Here is a 16,927-nt window from a genome sequence, read left to right as displayed (position 1 = left end):
ACATCATGGATGATCAAGTGCTTCGGTCACTCATGAAGTGGCCCAATGTACCTGATTGCTATGGCTGGCTTGCATTAGATCGCCGCGGCCAATGGCGCATGCGGGATGAGTTCGCACAACAAAATAATCTCCCAGGGCAAGTAATTCAACATGCTGCACTTAATGATTTCATTGAGCGTAACTATGCTTGCGATGAGAGCGGTAGATACTTTTTCCAGAATGGCCCGCAACGCGTTTTTATTACCTTAGATGCGACCCCTTGGATAGTACGAATTATTCCAAGTGACGCTGGAACGCATCTCACTAATCAATGCCATCAAACCATGGAGCCCACTGCTGCTCTAAGCGATGAGAAAGGCAATATTTATATTGTTGGCACAGTAAATCAAACGATTTATAGCAGGAATAAAAATGACAACAATCAATTTGTTAAAAGAGATAGTCAAACAGTTGCCCTGTTACACGATCACGATCTTGATCATTTTGCTGAGCTAGCCAAGCTGCGTGAAGAGGCTTGCAGCTTTGGTGGCTCCTGGACATGGCAAGACAAACAACTGCCTCTAGACCCCATTCACTCCGAAGAGCTAGCCTCTCGCTTTAACTATATAGCGCAGCCACAACCTTAGCCAGGCATCTGCTTGCCCTGCTCCTTGAGCTCATCTTGGTATTGACGCTGCATTTCTCGTAAACGGGCATCAATGCTCGAGCCTTGATAAAAATCGGCGCCACCTGCTGATCTAGCAATACGGAGTTGTTCAATTGCCGAAGGCCAAGCGCCCTCAAGAGCGTATTTTTCTCCGAGCGCGTAATGACGCATGGGAATATTGCCGGCTTGATCATAGGATTGAGATAGTAGATTCCACCACACTACTTCGTTAGGCTGAGCTCTCGTGCGCGCCTTTAACCAAGTAATCGCATCATTGGTGCGGCCGAGTTTTAAATCCGCATTAATCATGGCGGCACCAGCAGCGTATGACTGGGGGTAAGCACGCAAAGTCGCTTGGGCTATTTGCAATGCCTCCTCCCCTTTGCCTTTTGCCAGGGCAAGCTCAGAGGCAGTGATATCCAGAGATAGACTCTGTCTTTGAATAGGTGATCCTGGTGCACTTGCCTTCTGAGCTAGATTGCGAGCTTGCTGCAAATCAGCCTCTGCTTGGTCTATTTTTCCTTGACGTTGCGCTATCAAGGCTAGTCCATAAAAACCCTCTAACTGCTTACCAATCGGCTGCTGTTTACTCAAACTCTCAAAGGTATTTTTTAAGTCGTACATTCCACTAGATGTTCCAGCCTGCTCCATGCGCGCACGAGCCTTAATGAAATAGAACTCAACTGAGGTAGGTACATTACGCGATGCAACAGTGCGCGCCCTATCTTGCATATCTGCAATACGGTCGGTTGTTAAAGGATGGGTGCGCACATAAGCAGGTACACCTTTATCCATAATTCCGGTGGCTTTTTGCAAGCGCTGGAAAAATCCTGGCGCACCATTGACGTCATATCCACTGGCATCTAATATCTGAAAGCCAACACGATCAGCCTCGCGCTCGGCGTCTCTCGAATAAGAGAGTTGATTATTCACTGCCACTGCTTGCCCACCTTGCATCAAGCCAGCTCCGGCCTGCGGGTTGCGAGACATTGCCAATGCACCGAGCACCATACCGGCAATGGCAATCATGGTATTGGTTGTTTGCTTATCCATCTGACGTGCCAAATGGCGCTGCAAAACGTGGCCAGTTTCATGACCCATTACAGAGGCGACTTCAGAATCCGATTCGGCACTCACAATCAAACCCGTATGAAATCCAATAAATCCACCAGGTAATGCAAACGCATTTATGCTGCTGTCTTTAACAGCAAACACCTCAAAGTTATATGCGCCACTGCCCTGCTCATTAGCACCACCGAGTTGTAACTTTTTGGCAGCTTGTAATAAGCGATGCTCCATCTGATTTAAAAAATCGTAGAGCGGCAAATCATTTGAATAGTCAGGATCTGGACGAATCTGGCGCATGATCATTTCGCCATACTTACGCTCATCCACTCGACTTAAGGCATCGCCACCTGGATCACCCATATCAGGCAAAACAATAGTGGGCTGACTTTGCATAGTGCTACGTGTAGGCGCATTAGCGGGACGTGCATCGGGTGACTGCATTGCCCTACCGATATTCTGAATAGCGGCTGAATTACCCTCCACTGACACATCACCAGCAGGGGTAGCTGCATATGCAGGAAACCCAGAGCAAGCCAATCCCAACATCAGCTGAACAGCCAAAGCACGGCGCAAAAAAGAGGTTTTTGGAGCTGACTTTATGTCTTGCATCTCTATATGGTAAAACTTATCCCATGAACAAACTAACTCATTTTGATGCCAGCGGGCAAGCCCATATGGTAAACGTTGGCGATAAACCGAATACCCACCGTATAGCCGTCGCTACGGGCAAGATCACCATGCTTCCCGAGACCTTCAAAATGGTAGAGGCTGGTACCCACAAAAAGGGTGATGTTTTAGGAATCGCCAGAATTGCAGGTATTCAGGCATCCAAAAGAACATCAGATCTCATTCCTCTATGCCATCCGCTGGCGCTAACTCACGTTAGCCTAGAGCTCCAAACCAACCTAGGTGAATACAGCATTACCTGCCAAGTCAGAGCAGAAACCACTGGACCAACCGGTGTAGAAATGGAAGCCCTCACCGCAGTCCAAGTCGCCCTACTCACAATTTACGATATGTGCAAAGCAGTAGACCGAGGTATGGTGATGGGTGATGTCAAGCTACTCGAGAAAAGTGGTGGCAAGAGTGGGGAGTGGAAGTCCGAGAAGTAAATTTTACAAAAGAAGGCTTTATGAAATGCCAAAAATATGTTTTTACTAGCCTTTTCTTTTTAGGACTCGCTCTACCGGTAGTTTGTTTTGCAGAATTAGGCGGCACTACTGCTTCTATATTGGCAGAGCAAAAACAATTTAATTCACAGCTTACTTCTTCACAGCAAAACGGTTATTCGCTTTATACCCAAACCCTCGCTTCTGGAACTAGCTTTCAAGAATACGTATCGCCTAGTGGCATTGTTTTTGCAATCAGCTGGAGCGGTCCAACCCTCCCAAATATTCAAGCTATTTTCGGGAGCTACTATGGCAATTATTTATCTGCTGCCCAGCAATCCCGTCGCTCCATTTACAGCAGCAGTGACTCTCTCGTGATTCAGTCGACAGGGATGATGGGTGCATTTCAGGGCTTTGCTTTTCTGCCTAAGCAAGCCCCTACTGGCTTCACCGTAAACAATCTACCCCAATGAAAACCCAATATTTTTTCAAAGGGGTTTGCATATATCTATTGGTGTTGACGCTCTTTGCCTGTGGCGGTGGAGGCGGCGGATCAAGCAGCTCAAGCACCTCGAGCAACACCCCCACTCCCGATACTCCAGTTCCTATACCTGACTATATAAGCAGCAATATCGCTCCGAACGCAATTAGTTTTAGCGTGCAAAAAAGTTCTGGCAACAGCGTTAATGTTCCTTATGTCAGTGTGACCATCTGTCAACCAGGTACCACTCAATGCCAAACTGTCGGAAATATTATTCTAGATACGGGATCTAGCGGGTTAAGGGTACTGTCATCAGCACTGGGATCCCTACAACTCAATACACAAACAAACAACAACTCACCAGTTCTAGAGTGCGCATCTTTTTTATCTGGACTTACATGGGGACCAGTCAAAACCGCTGATATCAAAATGAGTTCGGAGGTCGCAAGCGCTATACCCATTCAAGTAATCGGTGACACCGACTATCTAAGCGCCCCAAATAGCTATTGCAATGGTTTGCCTCCATTACAGGATACGACTACCCTCAAAGCAAACGGCATTTTGGGTGTGTCCTTACTTATTTCAGATAATCAAGACTATTTCTCCTGCAGCGACACTCAGAATGCTACCTGCACAGCCATCACTCAAACCGCTAGCTTACAAGTCAAAAATCCTGTGGCAGCATTTGCTGCAAATAATAATGGCCTGGTAATGCAAACCCCCGCCATTAGCCCTGCAGGAGCAAGCTCAGCCACAGGGACTTTGTACTTTGGCGTGGATACTCAGAGCAATAACTCCTCAAGTGGAGCAAGCATCATCCCAACCAATAGCATTGGTTTATTCACCACTACTTTTAACGGGCTTAGCTTTAGTAGAAGCTTTATTGACAGTGGAAGTAATGGGCTTTTCTTCCCAGCCGGCAGTCAAAGCACTATCCTGAAAGCATGCAGTTTAAGCGCCGGCTTTTACTGCCCCAGCTCTACGCAAAACTATACCGCTTCAGTGCCACTCAGAAATAATGTGACCGACACCATTAACTTCTCAGTCGCTAATGCAGATACTTTATTTGCTTCTAATAACTATGCTTACTCGAATTTGGCTGGCAACCTACAAGGCCAATTCGATTGGGGTCTGCCATTTTTCTTCGGCAAGACAGTGTTCTTTGGAATTTCCGGAAAATCCAGCGCCAATGCTGGTACAGGGCCTTACTATGGCTATAAATAAAAAAACCGCTTCATGAGCGGCATTTTATTTAGTTGATTATTTACCTATTCTGCATTCCGAAGGCAATAACTGAGAAATCAAATTAGTCTCCGTAGACCTACATGACCAACCACCCGCCCAAGTTGCTCCCTCTGGCTTGGATAGATCTATAGGCTTAGGAGAATTCGCATCAGGCTCGTTAGTTGGCACTAGATGAAGTGTATTTTTACCTTCAGGCGCCACACTGACTTGATAGTCAATCGCAATTGCGCCCGAGGGAGTGATCTCAATTAACTTGACGCTACGTGTTGGCGTAAAAGTAAAAGCCCCATTTGTTGCATCATCCATGGGCACTGTACCGCGACTTGCAAAAGCCTCTGTCACAGCAAGCTTAGCGCTAGAGGATAAATTCATACCTTCCACAACCCTGCTTCGAGCAATGTAGTCTTGATACTGAGGAACGGCTACCGCAACCAAAATGCCAATAATGGCTACCACCACCATCACCTCAATCAAGGTAAAGCCTGTTTCTGGATCGTTTTCTGAATTTTGAATATCTTGAATGTCTTTAATCTGCATATTTTCTAGCTCCCGAGGTCAAATGCCTCATCATCCAGTCTAAGCCTTTAATCCTCAAGAAACTTAGTCGTAAAAAAAGCCAGCTTTTATCGCTGGCTTTTCTGATTCAGAAGAAGGTTGAAGAAGCTTATGCGTTAGCTTGATTCTTTTTCTTCAAATAGGTGCCTAGCAAGATCACAATAGCGACTCCAATACCCTCAAAAATCATATGAGCATCTTCCATCGCGCCTTGAATGGAATCCTTGATCGCCGGATCTTCCACCAACATACCACCAGCCAATAGACCCAATAATCCAGCGCCCAAAGTAATGATGACCGGGAAACGATCCATCACCTTTAAAAGCATGGTGCTACCAAAGATGATCAATGGAATAGACAGGCCAAGACCAATGATTAAAAGGGCTAAACGAGTTTCTTCGGGGCCCTTTTGAGCAGCAGCAGCTACGGCAATAACGTTGTCCAAACTCATCACCAAGTCCGCTACCAAGATTGTGCGTATCGCACCCCAAATATTGGAGTGACCATCCATCTCAGCCTCATCATCGCTATCAGCCAATAATTGCACGCCAATGTAGACCAGCAAAATAGCGCCAACGATTTTTAGATAAGGAAGGCTGAGGAGTTGTACCGCAGTGATCGTCAAAACAACACGTAAAATAATGGCTGCTGCGCTACCCCAAAAAATCGCTTTCTTTTGTTGATTTGCTGGCAGATTGCGTGATGCTAATGCAATCACTACTGCGTTATCACCAGATAACAAGATGTTGGCAACAATGATTGACAAAAGTGCAGCCCAAAATGCAGGGCCTGAAAATACTGAAAAATCCATGAGTTGTCTCCCTGCGTTATTTTTATGTTTTAACTACTGATACAACAAAAAAGGATGCTGTTTAATCAGCATCCTTTTTCTCATTACCAATTACAACATTGCCTTTAGCAAAGCAGCCATTTCTGAAGGGTTCTTGGTTACCTTGAAACCACACTCTTCCATAACGGCAAGCTTAGCATCTGCAGTATCAGCACCGCCTGAGATCAAGGCACCTGCGTGACCCATACGCTTGCCTGGAGGCGCTGTTACGCCGGCAATAAAGCCAACTACTGGCTTCTTCATATTGTCTTTACACCAGCGAGCAGCTTCTGCTTCGTCTGGACCGCCGATTTCACCAATCATGATCACAGCATCTGTTTCTGGATCTTCATTGAACATTCTCATGATGTCGATGTGCTTCAGACCATTGATTGGGTCGCCACCGATACCAACTGCTGTGGACTGACCTAAGCCAATGGCTGTCAACTGACCAACTGCCTCGTAAGTCAAGGTACCGGAACGGCTAACAACGCCAATGCGACCCTTCTTATGAATATGGCCGGGCATGATGCCGATCTTCAGCTCATCTGGAGTGATGATGCCTGGGCAGTTAGGGCCAAGCAATAAAGTCTTCTTGCCACCAGCAGCTTCTTTAGCATGCATCTTGTTACGCACTTCAAGCATGTCGCGCACTGGAATGCCTTCAGTAATACAGATTACGAAGTCAAGGTCAGCTTCAACAGCTTCCCAAATCGCAGCCGCAGCACCAGGAGGCGGAACATAGATAACAGAAGTCGTTGCACCCGTTTGCTGAGCAGCCTCTTTTACAGTTCCATAAATAGGAATATTGAAAATAGACTCGCCCGCTTTTTTAGGATTTACACCAGCAACAAAACAGTTTTTGCCGTTTGCGTATTCCTGACATTTTTCAGTATGGAACTGACCGGTCTTACCAGTAATACCTTGTGTAATGACTTTGGTGTTTTTATTGATCAAAATAGACATATTGAAATTCCTGGATTATTTGTTTTTGGCAACAGCAGCAACTACCTTGGTAGCAGCTTCAGCCATTGAATCGGCGCTAATAATTGGCAAACCAGAGTCTGCAAGAATCTTCTTGCCTAGCTCTTCGTTTGTCCCCTTCATACGCACAACCAAAGGTACTGTTAGGTTGACTGCTTTACATGCAGTAACAACGCCGTCAGCAATCACGTCGCAACGCATAATGCCGCCGAAGATGTTTACCAAAATCGCCTCAACACTCTTGTTCTTCAACATGATCTTGAATGCTTCAGTTACTTTTTCTGCTGTCGCACCACCACCAACGTCCAAGAAGTTTGCTGGCTCGCCACCGAACAACTTAATAGTGTCCATGGTAGCCATCGCCAAACCTGCACCGTTCACCAAACAGCCGATATTGCCGTCCAATGAGATGTAAGCGAGGTCAAATTTAGAGGCTTCGATTTCAGCAGCATCTTCTTCATCAATGTCGCGGTACGCAACGATTTCTGGATGACGGAACAATGCATTTGGATCAAAGTTGAACTTCGCGTCCAAAGCTTTGATCTTGCCGTTACCCTCAAGAATCAATGGGTTGATTTCTACCAATGAAGCATCGGTATCCCAGTAAGTCTTGTACAAGTTCTTGAATACATCGCGAGCCATTGGAATGGAGGCCTCAGGAACCCCAATGCCTTTAGCAACGATGTCGCAATCCGCATCTGTCAAACCAACCATTGGATCAACAAATACTTTGATAATTTTTTCTGGGTGAGATTCAGCCACTTCTTCAATATCCATACCGCCTTCGCTTGAAGCCATGATCACATTCTTCTGTGTTCCGCGGTCTGTAACGATACTGAAGTAGTACTCTTTTTTAATGTCAGCGCCATCTTCAATGAGGAGGCGATTTACTTTTTGACCTTCTGGTCCAGTTTGATGTGTCTTGAGTTGCATACCCAAAATTTCAGAAGCATATTTCTTCACTTCATCCATGCTTCTTGCCAATTTCACACCGCCGCCTTTACCGCGACCACCAGCATGAATCTGCGCTTTTACAACCCATACTGGGCCACCGAGTTTTTCAGCAGCTTTCACCGCCTCATCAACACTGAATGCAGGGATGCCGTTAGGAACTGGCACATTAAATTGGCGAAGAAGTTCTTTGCCTTGGTACTCGTGAATTTTCATAATTACTCCGAAACGGTATCTTTTTTAGCAAGCGATGAGGATTAGTTAAACCGATGTTGCCTTACTCCCATACTTACTCTAGAAATAGCTAAATTAGCCAAATTTGAATAAATGCGAACGGCTTGACCGACTCCATAAGTCTAGCATGCTGCAATGCCGCAAATTGACTCTTTGAATCCGTAATTGCCCTAATCCGGACTCTGCCCACCAATCACTTTTGATACCACTTCAGAGCCAAAACCCTTGGAAGCCAAAAAGCGATATTGCCGAGCTCGCTCCTTTTGGTCCTGAGCGCGTACGCCGTATTTCCTAGTCCAGAGATCAAAGGCACGCTGAAACTCAGTCTCTTTTAAGACCCCAAGGAGTGCGGCTGACTTTTTGGTATCCACCCCAGCCCTGTCAAGCTCATCGGCAATCTTTCTCATCCCGTAGCGCTCACTGCGGCGACGAACCAGCGCTTCAGCAAAACGCTCATCAGACAACCAACCTCTTGCCTCAAAGTCATCCAAAATGGCTTCAATCTGAGAATATCTGGATTCAGGTGTTTGCTCGGCCTGCTCACCGCCTAATTTCCCCCATCTCGCTTCTGATTCCGCCAACTTTGCAGCCAAACCTTTGCGACTGTATTCCCGCTGCGACAAAAGGCGCAAAGCCCGAGCTTTGAGACTCGGGCTTTGTTTAACCTTCTGATTACCGCTTAACTCTTGCATCGAACTATTCGACTTCCTCTTCCTCGCTCAGCACATCCGTTACTACCGCTGAACCAGACTTAACGCCCAACTTCGCACGAATTTTTGCTTCAATATCTTTAGCAATAGCTGGGTTCTCTTTCAAGAACTCGCGCACATTGTCTTTGCCTTGACCAATGCGATCGCCGTTATAGCTATACCAAGAGCCTGACTTTTCAACGAGGTCAGCTTCGACACCCATATCAATAATTTCGCCCTCTCTAGAGATACCAGCACCGTACATGATGTCAAAAATGGCTTCGCGGAATGGAGGAGAAACTTTGTTCTTCACAACCTTCACACGGGTTTCATTACCAACAACCTCATCGCCTTTTTTGATACTGCCAATACGACGGATATCTAAACGCATAGAGGCGTAGAACTTCAGCGCATTACCACCAGTAGTGGTTTCTGGAGAACCAAACATCACACCAATCTTCATGCGAATCTGGTTAATGAAGATCACAGTAGTGTTGGTGCGCTTGATAGCACCAGTCAATTTACGCAAAGCCTGGCTCATCAAACGGGCTTGCAAGCCTGGTAAGGAGTCACCCATATCGCCTTCGATCTCAGCCCTTGGAACCAAAGCAGCAACCGAGTCGATGACGATTAAATCAATAGAACCTGAGCGAACTAATGCATCTGCAATTTCTAATGCTTGTTCACCAGTGTCCGGTTGAGAGATCAACAGATTATTTACATCCACGCCAAGACGTGATGCGTACTGCACATCTAAAGCGTGCTCTGCGTCAATAAATGCGCAAGTGCCGCCAAGCTTTTGCATTTCTGCAATCGCATGTAATGTCAAAGTCGTTTTGCCAGAAGATTCTGGGCCGTAGATTTCAATCACGCGACCACGCGCAAGACCACCAACTCCAAGAGCAATATCTAATCCGAGTGAACCGCTAGACACCACCTGAATGTCTTGGCTAATCTCAGCATCGCCCAATCTCATGATTGAGCCTTTGCCAAACTGTTTCTCAATTTGTGCCAGTGCTGCAGTTAATGCTTTTTGCTTGTCTCCGCTCATTCCTTCAAATTCTGAAGAGGCTGATTGCTTTTTGTTATCCAAGGCCATTTTTTATTCCCTTTTCGCTATGTACTGGGCTTTTTCCCGAAGTTTTATCTACTGTGTAACAACTTAGGAGTTACTGTATATAAAAACAGTGGTCTTTGCAAGCGTCTTTTAAACTGAATTTACGGATTTTTGACTAGGTTGCACTTGATTGACTCGGTCCCAATAGAAAAAGAGGGGTATAGCGAAGGCCCAAACCACCCCTACCAGGATAAATCCAGTGACTTCGCTACCAGGAACCCAGGATCCGGCCCCCATGCGAATACCAGCCTCATAGGACATCGGACCAGCAATGCCACCTAAAATAGCCCCTAAAACAGGTCTGCCGCGCAACCAGGTCAAGGAGCCATTAATGGTGGTTGCCACCAAAACCCACAAGACCCACATCCAGAGAGGCGATAAATACGGTGAAGGCCAATCATTCCGAAAATCCAGGTAGCCCAGATGCATGATGAGAGTATCGGCCACCAAACCAAAGACAAAGGCTTTCAATAAAAGGCTGATTTCTGTTTTGGGAGAAGGTGAACGCCAGGCGTGGAAAGCAATATAGGCTAGGGTAGCAACTACCGCCCAAAGCACGTCTTTATTGGCTGCGCCCAATACACAGGCAAACCAACCAAGCTGGAAAATAACAAAGTTCCAAAATTTAGCCATATACCTAGCAACCTAAGAAAAAGGCCACTGCCGAGGGGCAATGGCCTTTAGATTTGGTGGCGAATCAGGGATTTGAACCCCGGACCTGCGGATTATGATTCCGTCGCTCTAACCAGCTGAGCTAATTCGCCGAGTTTGCTATTTTAGCGTAATTTAGCCTAGAGAGCTATTTCGAGCCGCCTAAATCCTTCTTCTCTTAAAAAACGGTGTTTTTACGGTAAATCTACGGTACACACCTTGTTTACAGAATTTGTCGTTTTAAACGACGTAATTTAAGTGCCCAACCCTCAAAATCTACTAAAAGTTATAAAAGGTTAATATTCATCACCTACCAAAAAATAGCTTCAGCCAAAAATTGTGATGCATACATACCGCGCAAATGATCATCTCATTACTAATGAAAGCGAAATCTTTGAGGCTCGACATTTTGTCTTAAGCAGTCTTAAAGACTGTAAAACAGTAAAAATTGCCAGCGGCTATGTTGGTCTAGGTGCATTCCAAGAGGCACTAGAGCCTTTTAAGAAAGTTCTGAAAGATGGTGGGCAGGTAACTTTAGTTTTTGGCCTAGGCTACTGGGAAGGAATTTCACCAGCACTAGAAAAACTCTTAAGAGAGTTCCATGATTTAGCGGTTACATATAAAAATGATTCCGGCGTATATTTCTGCCAAAAAGATAGGTACCACGGAAAATTTTATATTTTTGAAACCGATACAGATAGATGGGCAAGTGTTGGCTCTTCTAACTTTTCTGATACTGGTTTTGGAAACTGGCTTGAATCCAACATTAAAGTTAACTCAGACCATGAAGTTACTTTGCTTAGCGAGTACTTTTCAAGACTCAAAGAAACTAACGCAAAATCAATAGACCAATTAATCTTCCCAAGTAGAAGAAAAGAATTAAAGAAGAAGTCAGTCAAGCAGAATATTGCTCTACCACCAGGGTTCGATTCGCTACCCATTACATTCAAGCTAAAAATTAAGCCGCAACCAAGGTCTCATATGAATCTCTTTGCTGGCTCAGGAAGAAAGAATACAAAGGGAATTTATATTCTTAGGCCTTGGTACGAAGTGGAAATTGGTGTTACTAAAAGTGAGATGCAGGGTTTAGCAGGTATTGTCCCAGCTCAAAAAGATCCTTTTACCATTAACACAGTGGATTCAAGCGGTAATGTCATGCCGGCTAAATTCAAAAGAAAATCAGAGAGTGCCGACTCTAAGAACACCTTATTAGATGGCTCTGACTTCATGAGTCAAAACAGAATTGAACTAGGCCGCTTTATAAAAGATAGGTTAATTGATGCAGGCTTATTGCGCTACGGCGAACTCATCACCGAAGACACGCTAGATATGTACGGAAATGACTCCCTTGAATTTAGAGCAATACCTGGACGAAAAAACTACTACTACCTGAGCTTCTGAGAAAGTATTTCTAAATTTGATTTCACCGAAGGGTAATCTACACCTTCCAATGTTTTCATAATCGCCTCAAATATAACCTTAGCCCCAGCGGGCGGTACGGCCATTCCGATTTGACGACGAATAGCTTCTTTATTGCCCTCAAATACAAAATCATCAGGGAACGTTTGGAGCCTTGCTCGCTCCCTATTTGTTAATGCACGATGCTCAGCCCAGTGATATACGTGTGTTCCACCACCACCGGAACCCGTAATTGTGTATGCAGGCTTGGCCGGATCCAATCTTTTATAGATCTGACTAATTTGAGCGCCAGTCACATTGAGTTTTAAATCGGCCGGCAAGTTTGCTGTCCAAGCATTTTCCCCTGGCTTTATGTGCTTTAGGCGAGCAACAACCCTTGGATGTTGCTTGGTGAGCTCATGATTTGCGGCATTAGCTTTAATTGGCGGCTTTTCAATTGCCTCTTTACAAGTTTTTTGCTTTTTCAGGTGGGTTGGAGCGGGAGGGTTAAAGGTTAATTTCAAGTCTTTTCTTATGCCTACCATGATGACTCTATGTCTAGCCTGAGGAACACCATACTCCTCAAACTTATACAAGTGTGGAGTGATGACATAGCCTTTTCCAGCCCCTGAAAGATCATCAAGAATCTTTAGGAATGTCTTTCCTTCATTTGCACTACGAATACCGCCTACGTTTTCGGCAATAAAAAACTTAGGATTAAATTTATTTAATATGGGAATGCCGTAGCTATACAGTGGCCCAAACGTACCATCTATACCTTTATGCTCCCCTACTAATGAAAAATCATTGCAAGGAAAGCCATATGCAAATCCATCAATCTTCTTTGATATCTTTACTAAATCATCGGCTGTTATATCCCTAACATCCGCAACGACAGTGGATTTCTCGGTAGCCCCTTTTACATTGCGTCTATATGTTGCAACCGTTTCATCATGGTAATCAACAGCCCAGCCATGCTCAAACCTCAAGTCTGTTGAATCAGCCATTGCTTCGTTTGCCATTTCAGCACCAATTGCGATGCCGCCAGGACCAGAGAACAATTCACCTAAGATAATTTTTTTCATTGCTTGAGTATATTTTAATAATCTGCAAAAAGCAGCCTCAATATTTATTTTTCACTTTTTTCTTTTTTGGAAAAATTTGACAACATTGAAGTTAAGAATGACTGAGATTGATTCAAACTACTTACATAAAAATCTTTTAACGGATTTTCATACATCTTAATAATCATCTTCATTAGCTCAACTGAGAATATCTCATTACCTGAACTACCTTCTTCAAGAATGATGCTTACCAGCACTTCTCTAGTCACATCCTCTTTTGTAGTGTTATCTAAGACAACAATCTCATTACCTTCAACGATTTTTTTACGAATACTAGAGAATGGAACATAGCAACTTGAATTCTTGTCGTAGATTCGCCTGTTTGGATACTTAACGTAATGAATTATGTTTGCCATATAAATCGCCTAGCTACTCAAAAATTAAAAATCTATCCGTAGATTCTAAGTAACTTCCAGAAATGTCGTTTAAAACGACATTATTAATTAGGTGGCTCACTTATTGAGCCTGCACCTATTTAACCTTCTCCCAAAGCCCCACTAAAGGAGAATCCCATGAAATATCTACTTACTATCTTTTTACTGGCCCAAGCCGCACTTTATGCCCAAAAGAGCTTTGCTCAAGCGATGAATTTAGACAATTCGCCCTACAACATGCAAAACAGCCAGTACAACATGGAGAACTCGCCGAACAATATGCGAAATAGTCCATACAACATGGACAACAGCCAATACAACATAAGCTCTAAGAATGGTGTTTATGACAACTCAGGCAATAGGATTGGTTATGAAGTTAAGGCGCCTAGTGGCGTAACCAACTACTTTGATAATTCAGGTAATCGAATTGGCTACACACCCTCTAAGCGTTGATCCATGCTTGCCAGCGCGATCATTCTTAGCATTGTGGTTCCGATGCAAGTATCACTAACTAAGCCTCAATTCGAACCTTTTATTGTTAAGGCAACAATTGATGCTGCTGTTCTTATCGGACTCCCCTCCTCAAAAGCGGCAAGGAAATATGCTCTACAGGCACAAATGCCTGATTTCTTAATGACAGAGGCCCATCTTGCCTCCGAGCCTGTTAGTTGGCGAAGACTGTACTTTAGAAAGCTCTTTTCTTGATAGGCTCACAAAATGAGCTAGTGCAGTAACATTCAATTATCAAAGCCAATAGAGAACAATCATGGGTGACGTAGAGCGATTACACAAAATCAAATACATGATTCAGGCACGTCAGTGTGTCCCGCTTAATGATTTTCTAAATGAATTAGAAATATCCAAAGCCACATTCAAAAGAGATCTGGAGTACCTGCGAAGCAGAATGAATGCCTCCATTGTTTATGACAGATTTAAAGGTGGTTATTGTTTTGATGGGCAGGTCGTTGGTGAAAAGATCGAGTTACCTGGCTTATGGTTCTCAGAGAAGGAAACAACTGCCCTTGTGCTTATGCAACATCTTTTATCGGGGTTAGATAAAGGTGGATTGATTGAACCGCATATTGCCCCACTTACCTCAATCATTGACGGGATCTTAGGGCAAAGCAATACGCCCGCCAAAGAACTACGTAAAAGACTAAAAGTATTTGGCATGTCTGCTCGTAAAGGTTCGATTGAAAATTTTGAAGAAATTGGAAGCGCCTTACTTAAACGCAAACGAATTCAGATAACTTACTATGCCCGCGGAACCAATGAGACTACAGAGCGGGAAATATCGCCCCAGCGCCTGATCTTCTATAGAGATAATTGGTACTTAGATGCCTACTGCCACTTACGAAAAGATCTAAGAAGTTTTGCACTTGATGGAATAAGCAAAGCAATTATTACCAACGCTAAATCAGATGAGATTTCAGAAAAAGAACTGCAGGAGCATTTTGCAGAGAGTTATGGAATCTTTTCGGGCAAAGCAACTCAGCGAGCTAAGTTGAAATTCACTCCTGAAAAAGCAAGATGGGTAAGTGCCGAGACATGGCATGGACAACAAGTGGGCTCCTTTGATAGGGAAGGCAACTATCTTTTAGAGTTTGACTACAACCAGGATCCAGAGCTAGTAATGGACATATTGAAATATGGGTCTGGCGTTGAAGTGCTAGCTCCAGCGAGTCTTCGCAAGCGAGTTAAAGATGAACTTACGAAGGCGCTTAAAAACTACTAACTCTCGTTTAAAACGACATTTTCAGGTTGCCCAAAGCTACACACCGAAATTAAGCTATGTTTTTCAGCTAGAGAAACATGCCCAAAGAAACAGAAGTGCTTGCCCTTTTCTTTAAAAACACCTCTACCCCTGAAAAATCACCCCAACTTAAATACCTAGAAAACCTAGCTACTGGCAAGCTAGTACATATGAGGGATGGCAACATTACCCTCTATAAGCGAGAGCGTAGCAACCAATGGCAAATGCGCTTTCGGCTTTATGACAAGAAGTGGCACAGAGTTAGCACTGGTTACGAGGATCTGGAATACGCCAAAAAGAAGGCGGGCGATATTTACGATAGAGCCCGCTTTATGGAAGAGCTGGGATTACCGCCCTTAAATAAACGCTTTGATTCTGCAGCTGAGGCTACAAAAGTAGAGTTACAAAGTGATTTAGAAAATGGCGTTGGTAAAAAAATCTATGTAGATTACATATCCGTCATAGATAACTATCTAACCCCATTCTTTGGCAAGAAGCATTTAACCAATATCAACCATCAAGATATTGCTGAGTACGAAGTTTGGCGAGCAGAAAAGATGAAACGCAAACTCATGCACTCAACCATGATGACCCACTTCTCCGCATACAACAGGGTATTTGATCTAGCGATTAAAAGAGGCTGGTTAAGTGACAAGCACCCAGTTCCAAGGTTAGGCACTAAAGGAGAAAAGAGCACTCCGAGACCTGCCTTCACTAGAAAAGAAATTGATTACCTATTTGTCTTTATGAAAACTTGGAGTGAAGGCGGCAAAACAGAAGAGGCACATAACGGCAGATTGCTACTTAGGGACTACATAGAGATACTCATGGCAACAGGTATGCGCCATGGCACTGAAGCAAAGAACATTCAGTGGAAACACTTGGAGTGGCATACAGACAAGAGCATTCGATATCTACGCATATGGGTAAGTGGCAAAACAGGTCCACGCTGGCTAATTGCAAGGCATGAAGCAGTACCCGTCATTGAGCGCCTCAAACAACGCTTTACTGAATGGAATCACTTAACGCTAGATCAACTCATAGAAGAAAAGCATGAAGAGTATTTGTGGCGGCATCCTAATGGCGAGCGCCCTTATGATTTTGTCAGTAGCTTTAAGTGGCTTATGAAGGATTCGGGCTTACTGCTATCAACTAACGGCTTAAAACGCACTTTGTACAGCTTTAGACACACCTACGCTACGTTTAGCTTAGTGGAGTGGAATATGGACATCCATACGCTAGCAAAGCAAATGGGCACGTCCGTGCAAATGCTAGAACGCTTTTATAGCAAACTCACAGCTACGCTCGCTGCAGAGAAATTGGCGGGATGAATATTTGTCGTTTTAAACGACTTGCTCATGGCCTGATGCAATGAACGCAAAGAAACTGAAAACTACTTCCGTTGACTCTAAGTTACCTGCACAAGCTAGATTTGAACAAAGTCTACAAGATGCTATTAATTGCCATGAATCCATCTTAAGTATTGGCTACTTGCAGTATGTTGCTCAATATAAGACCTATAACCCCTTTAGCCATTCACACATTACCTACAAAGTGATCCATAAAAATACAGGGTGTTCTGTGCTCATCAAATTAACCAGAGTTTTAAATACTGGCTCAGGGCTACGCAAACGCCAAAAAATCAATGGAGCCTCAAAACGAAAAGCAGTGAAATGGATGCCAAGACTCAAGACGAGGTATTGATTTACGCATTACCTG

The 16,927-nt window shown here is 44.2% G+C and carries 19 protein-coding genes and 1 tRNA gene; 9 read left to right on the top strand and 11 right to left on the bottom strand.

Annotated elements, in window-relative coordinates; genetic code table 11:
* Window positions 1–5 precede the first annotated feature (5 nt).
* Window positions 6–626, top strand: a complete 621-nt coding sequence (locus tag ICN40_RS08300; RefSeq protein WP_216243339.1) for a DUF2946 family protein — start codon at window positions 6–8, stop codon at window positions 624–626.
* Here ICN40_RS08300 and ICN40_RS08295 read toward each other — a convergent pair.
* A complete protein-coding gene (locus ICN40_RS08295; RefSeq protein ID WP_216243338.1) occupies window positions 623–2,323 on the bottom strand; it encodes a M48 family metalloprotease in 1,701 nt (566 codons plus the stop codon). The two genes, ICN40_RS08300 and ICN40_RS08295, sit on opposite strands and share 4 nt — an antisense overlap.
* A 23-nt stretch (window positions 2,324–2,346) precedes the next feature.
* On the opposite strand from ICN40_RS08295, the gene moaC reads away from it, so the two are divergent.
* Genes moaC through ICN40_RS08280 form a run of 3 tightly spaced genes read left to right on the top strand, consistent with a single transcriptional unit; the run spans window position 2,347 to window position 4,528 of the window.
* Window positions 2,347–2,826 carry a cyclic pyranopterin monophosphate synthase MoaC gene (gene moaC / locus ICN40_RS08290; RefSeq protein ID WP_216243337.1) on the top strand — a complete coding sequence of 160 codons (480 nt, stop codon included), beginning with the start codon at window positions 2,347–2,349 and terminating at the stop codon, window positions 2,824–2,826.
* A gap of 20 nt (window positions 2,827–2,846) precedes the next feature.
* Complete coding sequence (locus ICN40_RS08285) at window positions 2,847–3,296, top strand: DUF2844 domain-containing protein (RefSeq protein WP_216243335.1); 450 nt, start codon at window positions 2,847–2,849, stop codon at window positions 3,294–3,296.
* Window positions 3,293–4,528, top strand: a complete 1,236-nt coding sequence (locus ICN40_RS08280; RefSeq protein ID WP_216243334.1) for a DUF3443 family protein — start codon at window positions 3,293–3,295, stop codon at window positions 4,526–4,528. The genes ICN40_RS08285 and ICN40_RS08280 overlap by 4 nt, the downstream gene beginning before the upstream one ends.
* Window positions 4,529–4,564: 36 nt before the next feature.
* On the opposite strand, the gene ICN40_RS08275 is transcribed toward ICN40_RS08280, so the two are convergent.
* From ICN40_RS08275 to ICN40_RS08240, 8 genes are all read right to left on the bottom strand, one after another.
* Window positions 4,565–5,086, bottom strand: coding sequence for a pilin (locus tag ICN40_RS08275; protein ID WP_216243333.1), 522 nt, complete (start codon window positions 5,084–5,086; stop codon window positions 4,565–4,567).
* Window positions 5,087–5,213: 127 nt separating this feature from the next.
* Window positions 5,214–5,915, bottom strand: coding sequence for a TerC family protein (locus tag ICN40_RS08270; RefSeq protein ID WP_072582761.1), 702 nt, complete (start codon window positions 5,913–5,915; stop codon window positions 5,214–5,216).
* Between the two features lie 90 nt (window positions 5,916–6,005).
* On the bottom strand, window positions 6,006–6,899 hold the full coding sequence (sucD, locus tag ICN40_RS08265; protein ID WP_072582760.1) for a succinate--CoA ligase subunit alpha: 894 nt from the start codon (window positions 6,897–6,899) through the stop codon (window positions 6,006–6,008).
* Window positions 6,900–6,914: 15 nt separating this feature from the next.
* Window positions 6,915–8,084 carry an ADP-forming succinate--CoA ligase subunit beta gene (sucC, locus tag ICN40_RS08260; RefSeq protein WP_011903667.1) on the bottom strand — a complete coding sequence of 390 codons (1,170 nt, stop codon included), beginning with the start codon at window positions 8,082–8,084 and terminating at the stop codon, window positions 6,915–6,917.
* Window positions 8,085–8,272: 188 nt separating this feature from the next.
* Entirely contained in the window at window positions 8,273–8,794 is a 522-nt protein-coding gene (gene recX / locus ICN40_RS08255; protein WP_216243332.1) for a recombination regulator RecX, read from the bottom strand.
* A 4-nt stretch (window positions 8,795–8,798) separates the two neighbouring features.
* The gene (recA, locus tag ICN40_RS08250) at window positions 8,799–9,884 is read right to left on the bottom strand and encodes a recombinase RecA (protein ID WP_370623247.1); all 1,086 of its coding nucleotides are present in this window, start codon (window positions 9,882–9,884) and stop codon (window positions 8,799–8,801) included.
* Between the two features lie 114 nt (window positions 9,885–9,998).
* Window positions 9,999–10,541 carry a DUF2878 domain-containing protein gene (locus ICN40_RS08245; RefSeq protein ID WP_216120315.1) on the bottom strand — a complete coding sequence of 181 codons (543 nt, stop codon included), beginning with the start codon at window positions 10,539–10,541 and terminating at the stop codon, window positions 9,999–10,001.
* A 54-nt stretch (window positions 10,542–10,595) separates the two neighbouring features.
* Window positions 10,596–10,672 (bottom strand) — tRNA-Met (locus ICN40_RS08240).
* Between the two features lie 229 nt (window positions 10,673–10,901).
* Between ICN40_RS08240 and ICN40_RS08235 the strand changes: the two genes are divergently transcribed.
* Window positions 10,902–11,960, top strand: a complete 1,059-nt coding sequence (locus tag ICN40_RS08235) for a restriction endonuclease PLD domain-containing protein (protein ID WP_216243331.1) — start codon at window positions 10,902–10,904, stop codon at window positions 11,958–11,960.
* Here ICN40_RS08235 and ICN40_RS08230 read toward each other — a convergent pair.
* On the bottom strand, window positions 11,945–13,042 hold the full coding sequence (locus ICN40_RS08230) for a DNA cytosine methyltransferase (protein WP_216243330.1): 1,098 nt from the start codon (window positions 13,040–13,042) through the stop codon (window positions 11,945–11,947). The genes ICN40_RS08235 and ICN40_RS08230 overlap by 16 nt on opposite strands.
* A gap of 44 nt (window positions 13,043–13,086) precedes the next feature.
* Complete coding sequence (locus ICN40_RS08225; protein ID WP_216243329.1) at window positions 13,087–13,437, bottom strand: polyhydroxyalkanoate synthesis regulator DNA-binding domain-containing protein; 351 nt, start codon at window positions 13,435–13,437, stop codon at window positions 13,087–13,089.
* A gap of 156 nt (window positions 13,438–13,593) precedes the next feature.
* Between ICN40_RS08225 and ICN40_RS08220 the strand changes: the two genes are divergently transcribed.
* From ICN40_RS08220 to ICN40_RS08205, 4 genes are all read left to right on the top strand, one after another.
* Window positions 13,594–13,908 (top strand): hypothetical protein, encoded by a 315-nt coding sequence (locus ICN40_RS08220; protein ID WP_216243328.1) that lies wholly within the window; start codon window positions 13,594–13,596, stop codon window positions 13,906–13,908.
* Window positions 13,909–14,221: 313 nt separating this feature from the next.
* A complete protein-coding gene (locus tag ICN40_RS08215) occupies window positions 14,222–15,190 on the top strand; it encodes a YafY family protein (RefSeq protein WP_216243326.1) in 969 nt (322 codons plus the stop codon).
* A 77-nt stretch (window positions 15,191–15,267) separates the two neighbouring features.
* On the top strand, window positions 15,268–16,539 hold the full coding sequence (locus ICN40_RS08210) for a phage integrase SAM-like domain-containing protein (protein WP_216243324.1): 1,272 nt from the start codon (window positions 15,268–15,270) through the stop codon (window positions 16,537–16,539).
* Window positions 16,540–16,579: 40 nt separating this feature from the next.
* Window positions 16,580–16,912 (top strand): hypothetical protein, encoded by a 333-nt coding sequence (locus tag ICN40_RS08205; protein ID WP_216243322.1) that lies wholly within the window; start codon window positions 16,580–16,582, stop codon window positions 16,910–16,912.
* Window positions 16,913–16,927 lie beyond the last annotated feature (15 nt).

Source organism: Polynucleobacter sp. Fuers-14, assembly GCF_018882045.1.
In the GTDB taxonomy this organism is placed as follows: Bacteria; Pseudomonadota; Gammaproteobacteria; order Burkholderiales; family Burkholderiaceae; genus Polynucleobacter.
The sequence above is the reverse complement of the archived record's forward strand: the minus strand, read 5'-3'. Positions and strand labels throughout refer to the sequence as shown.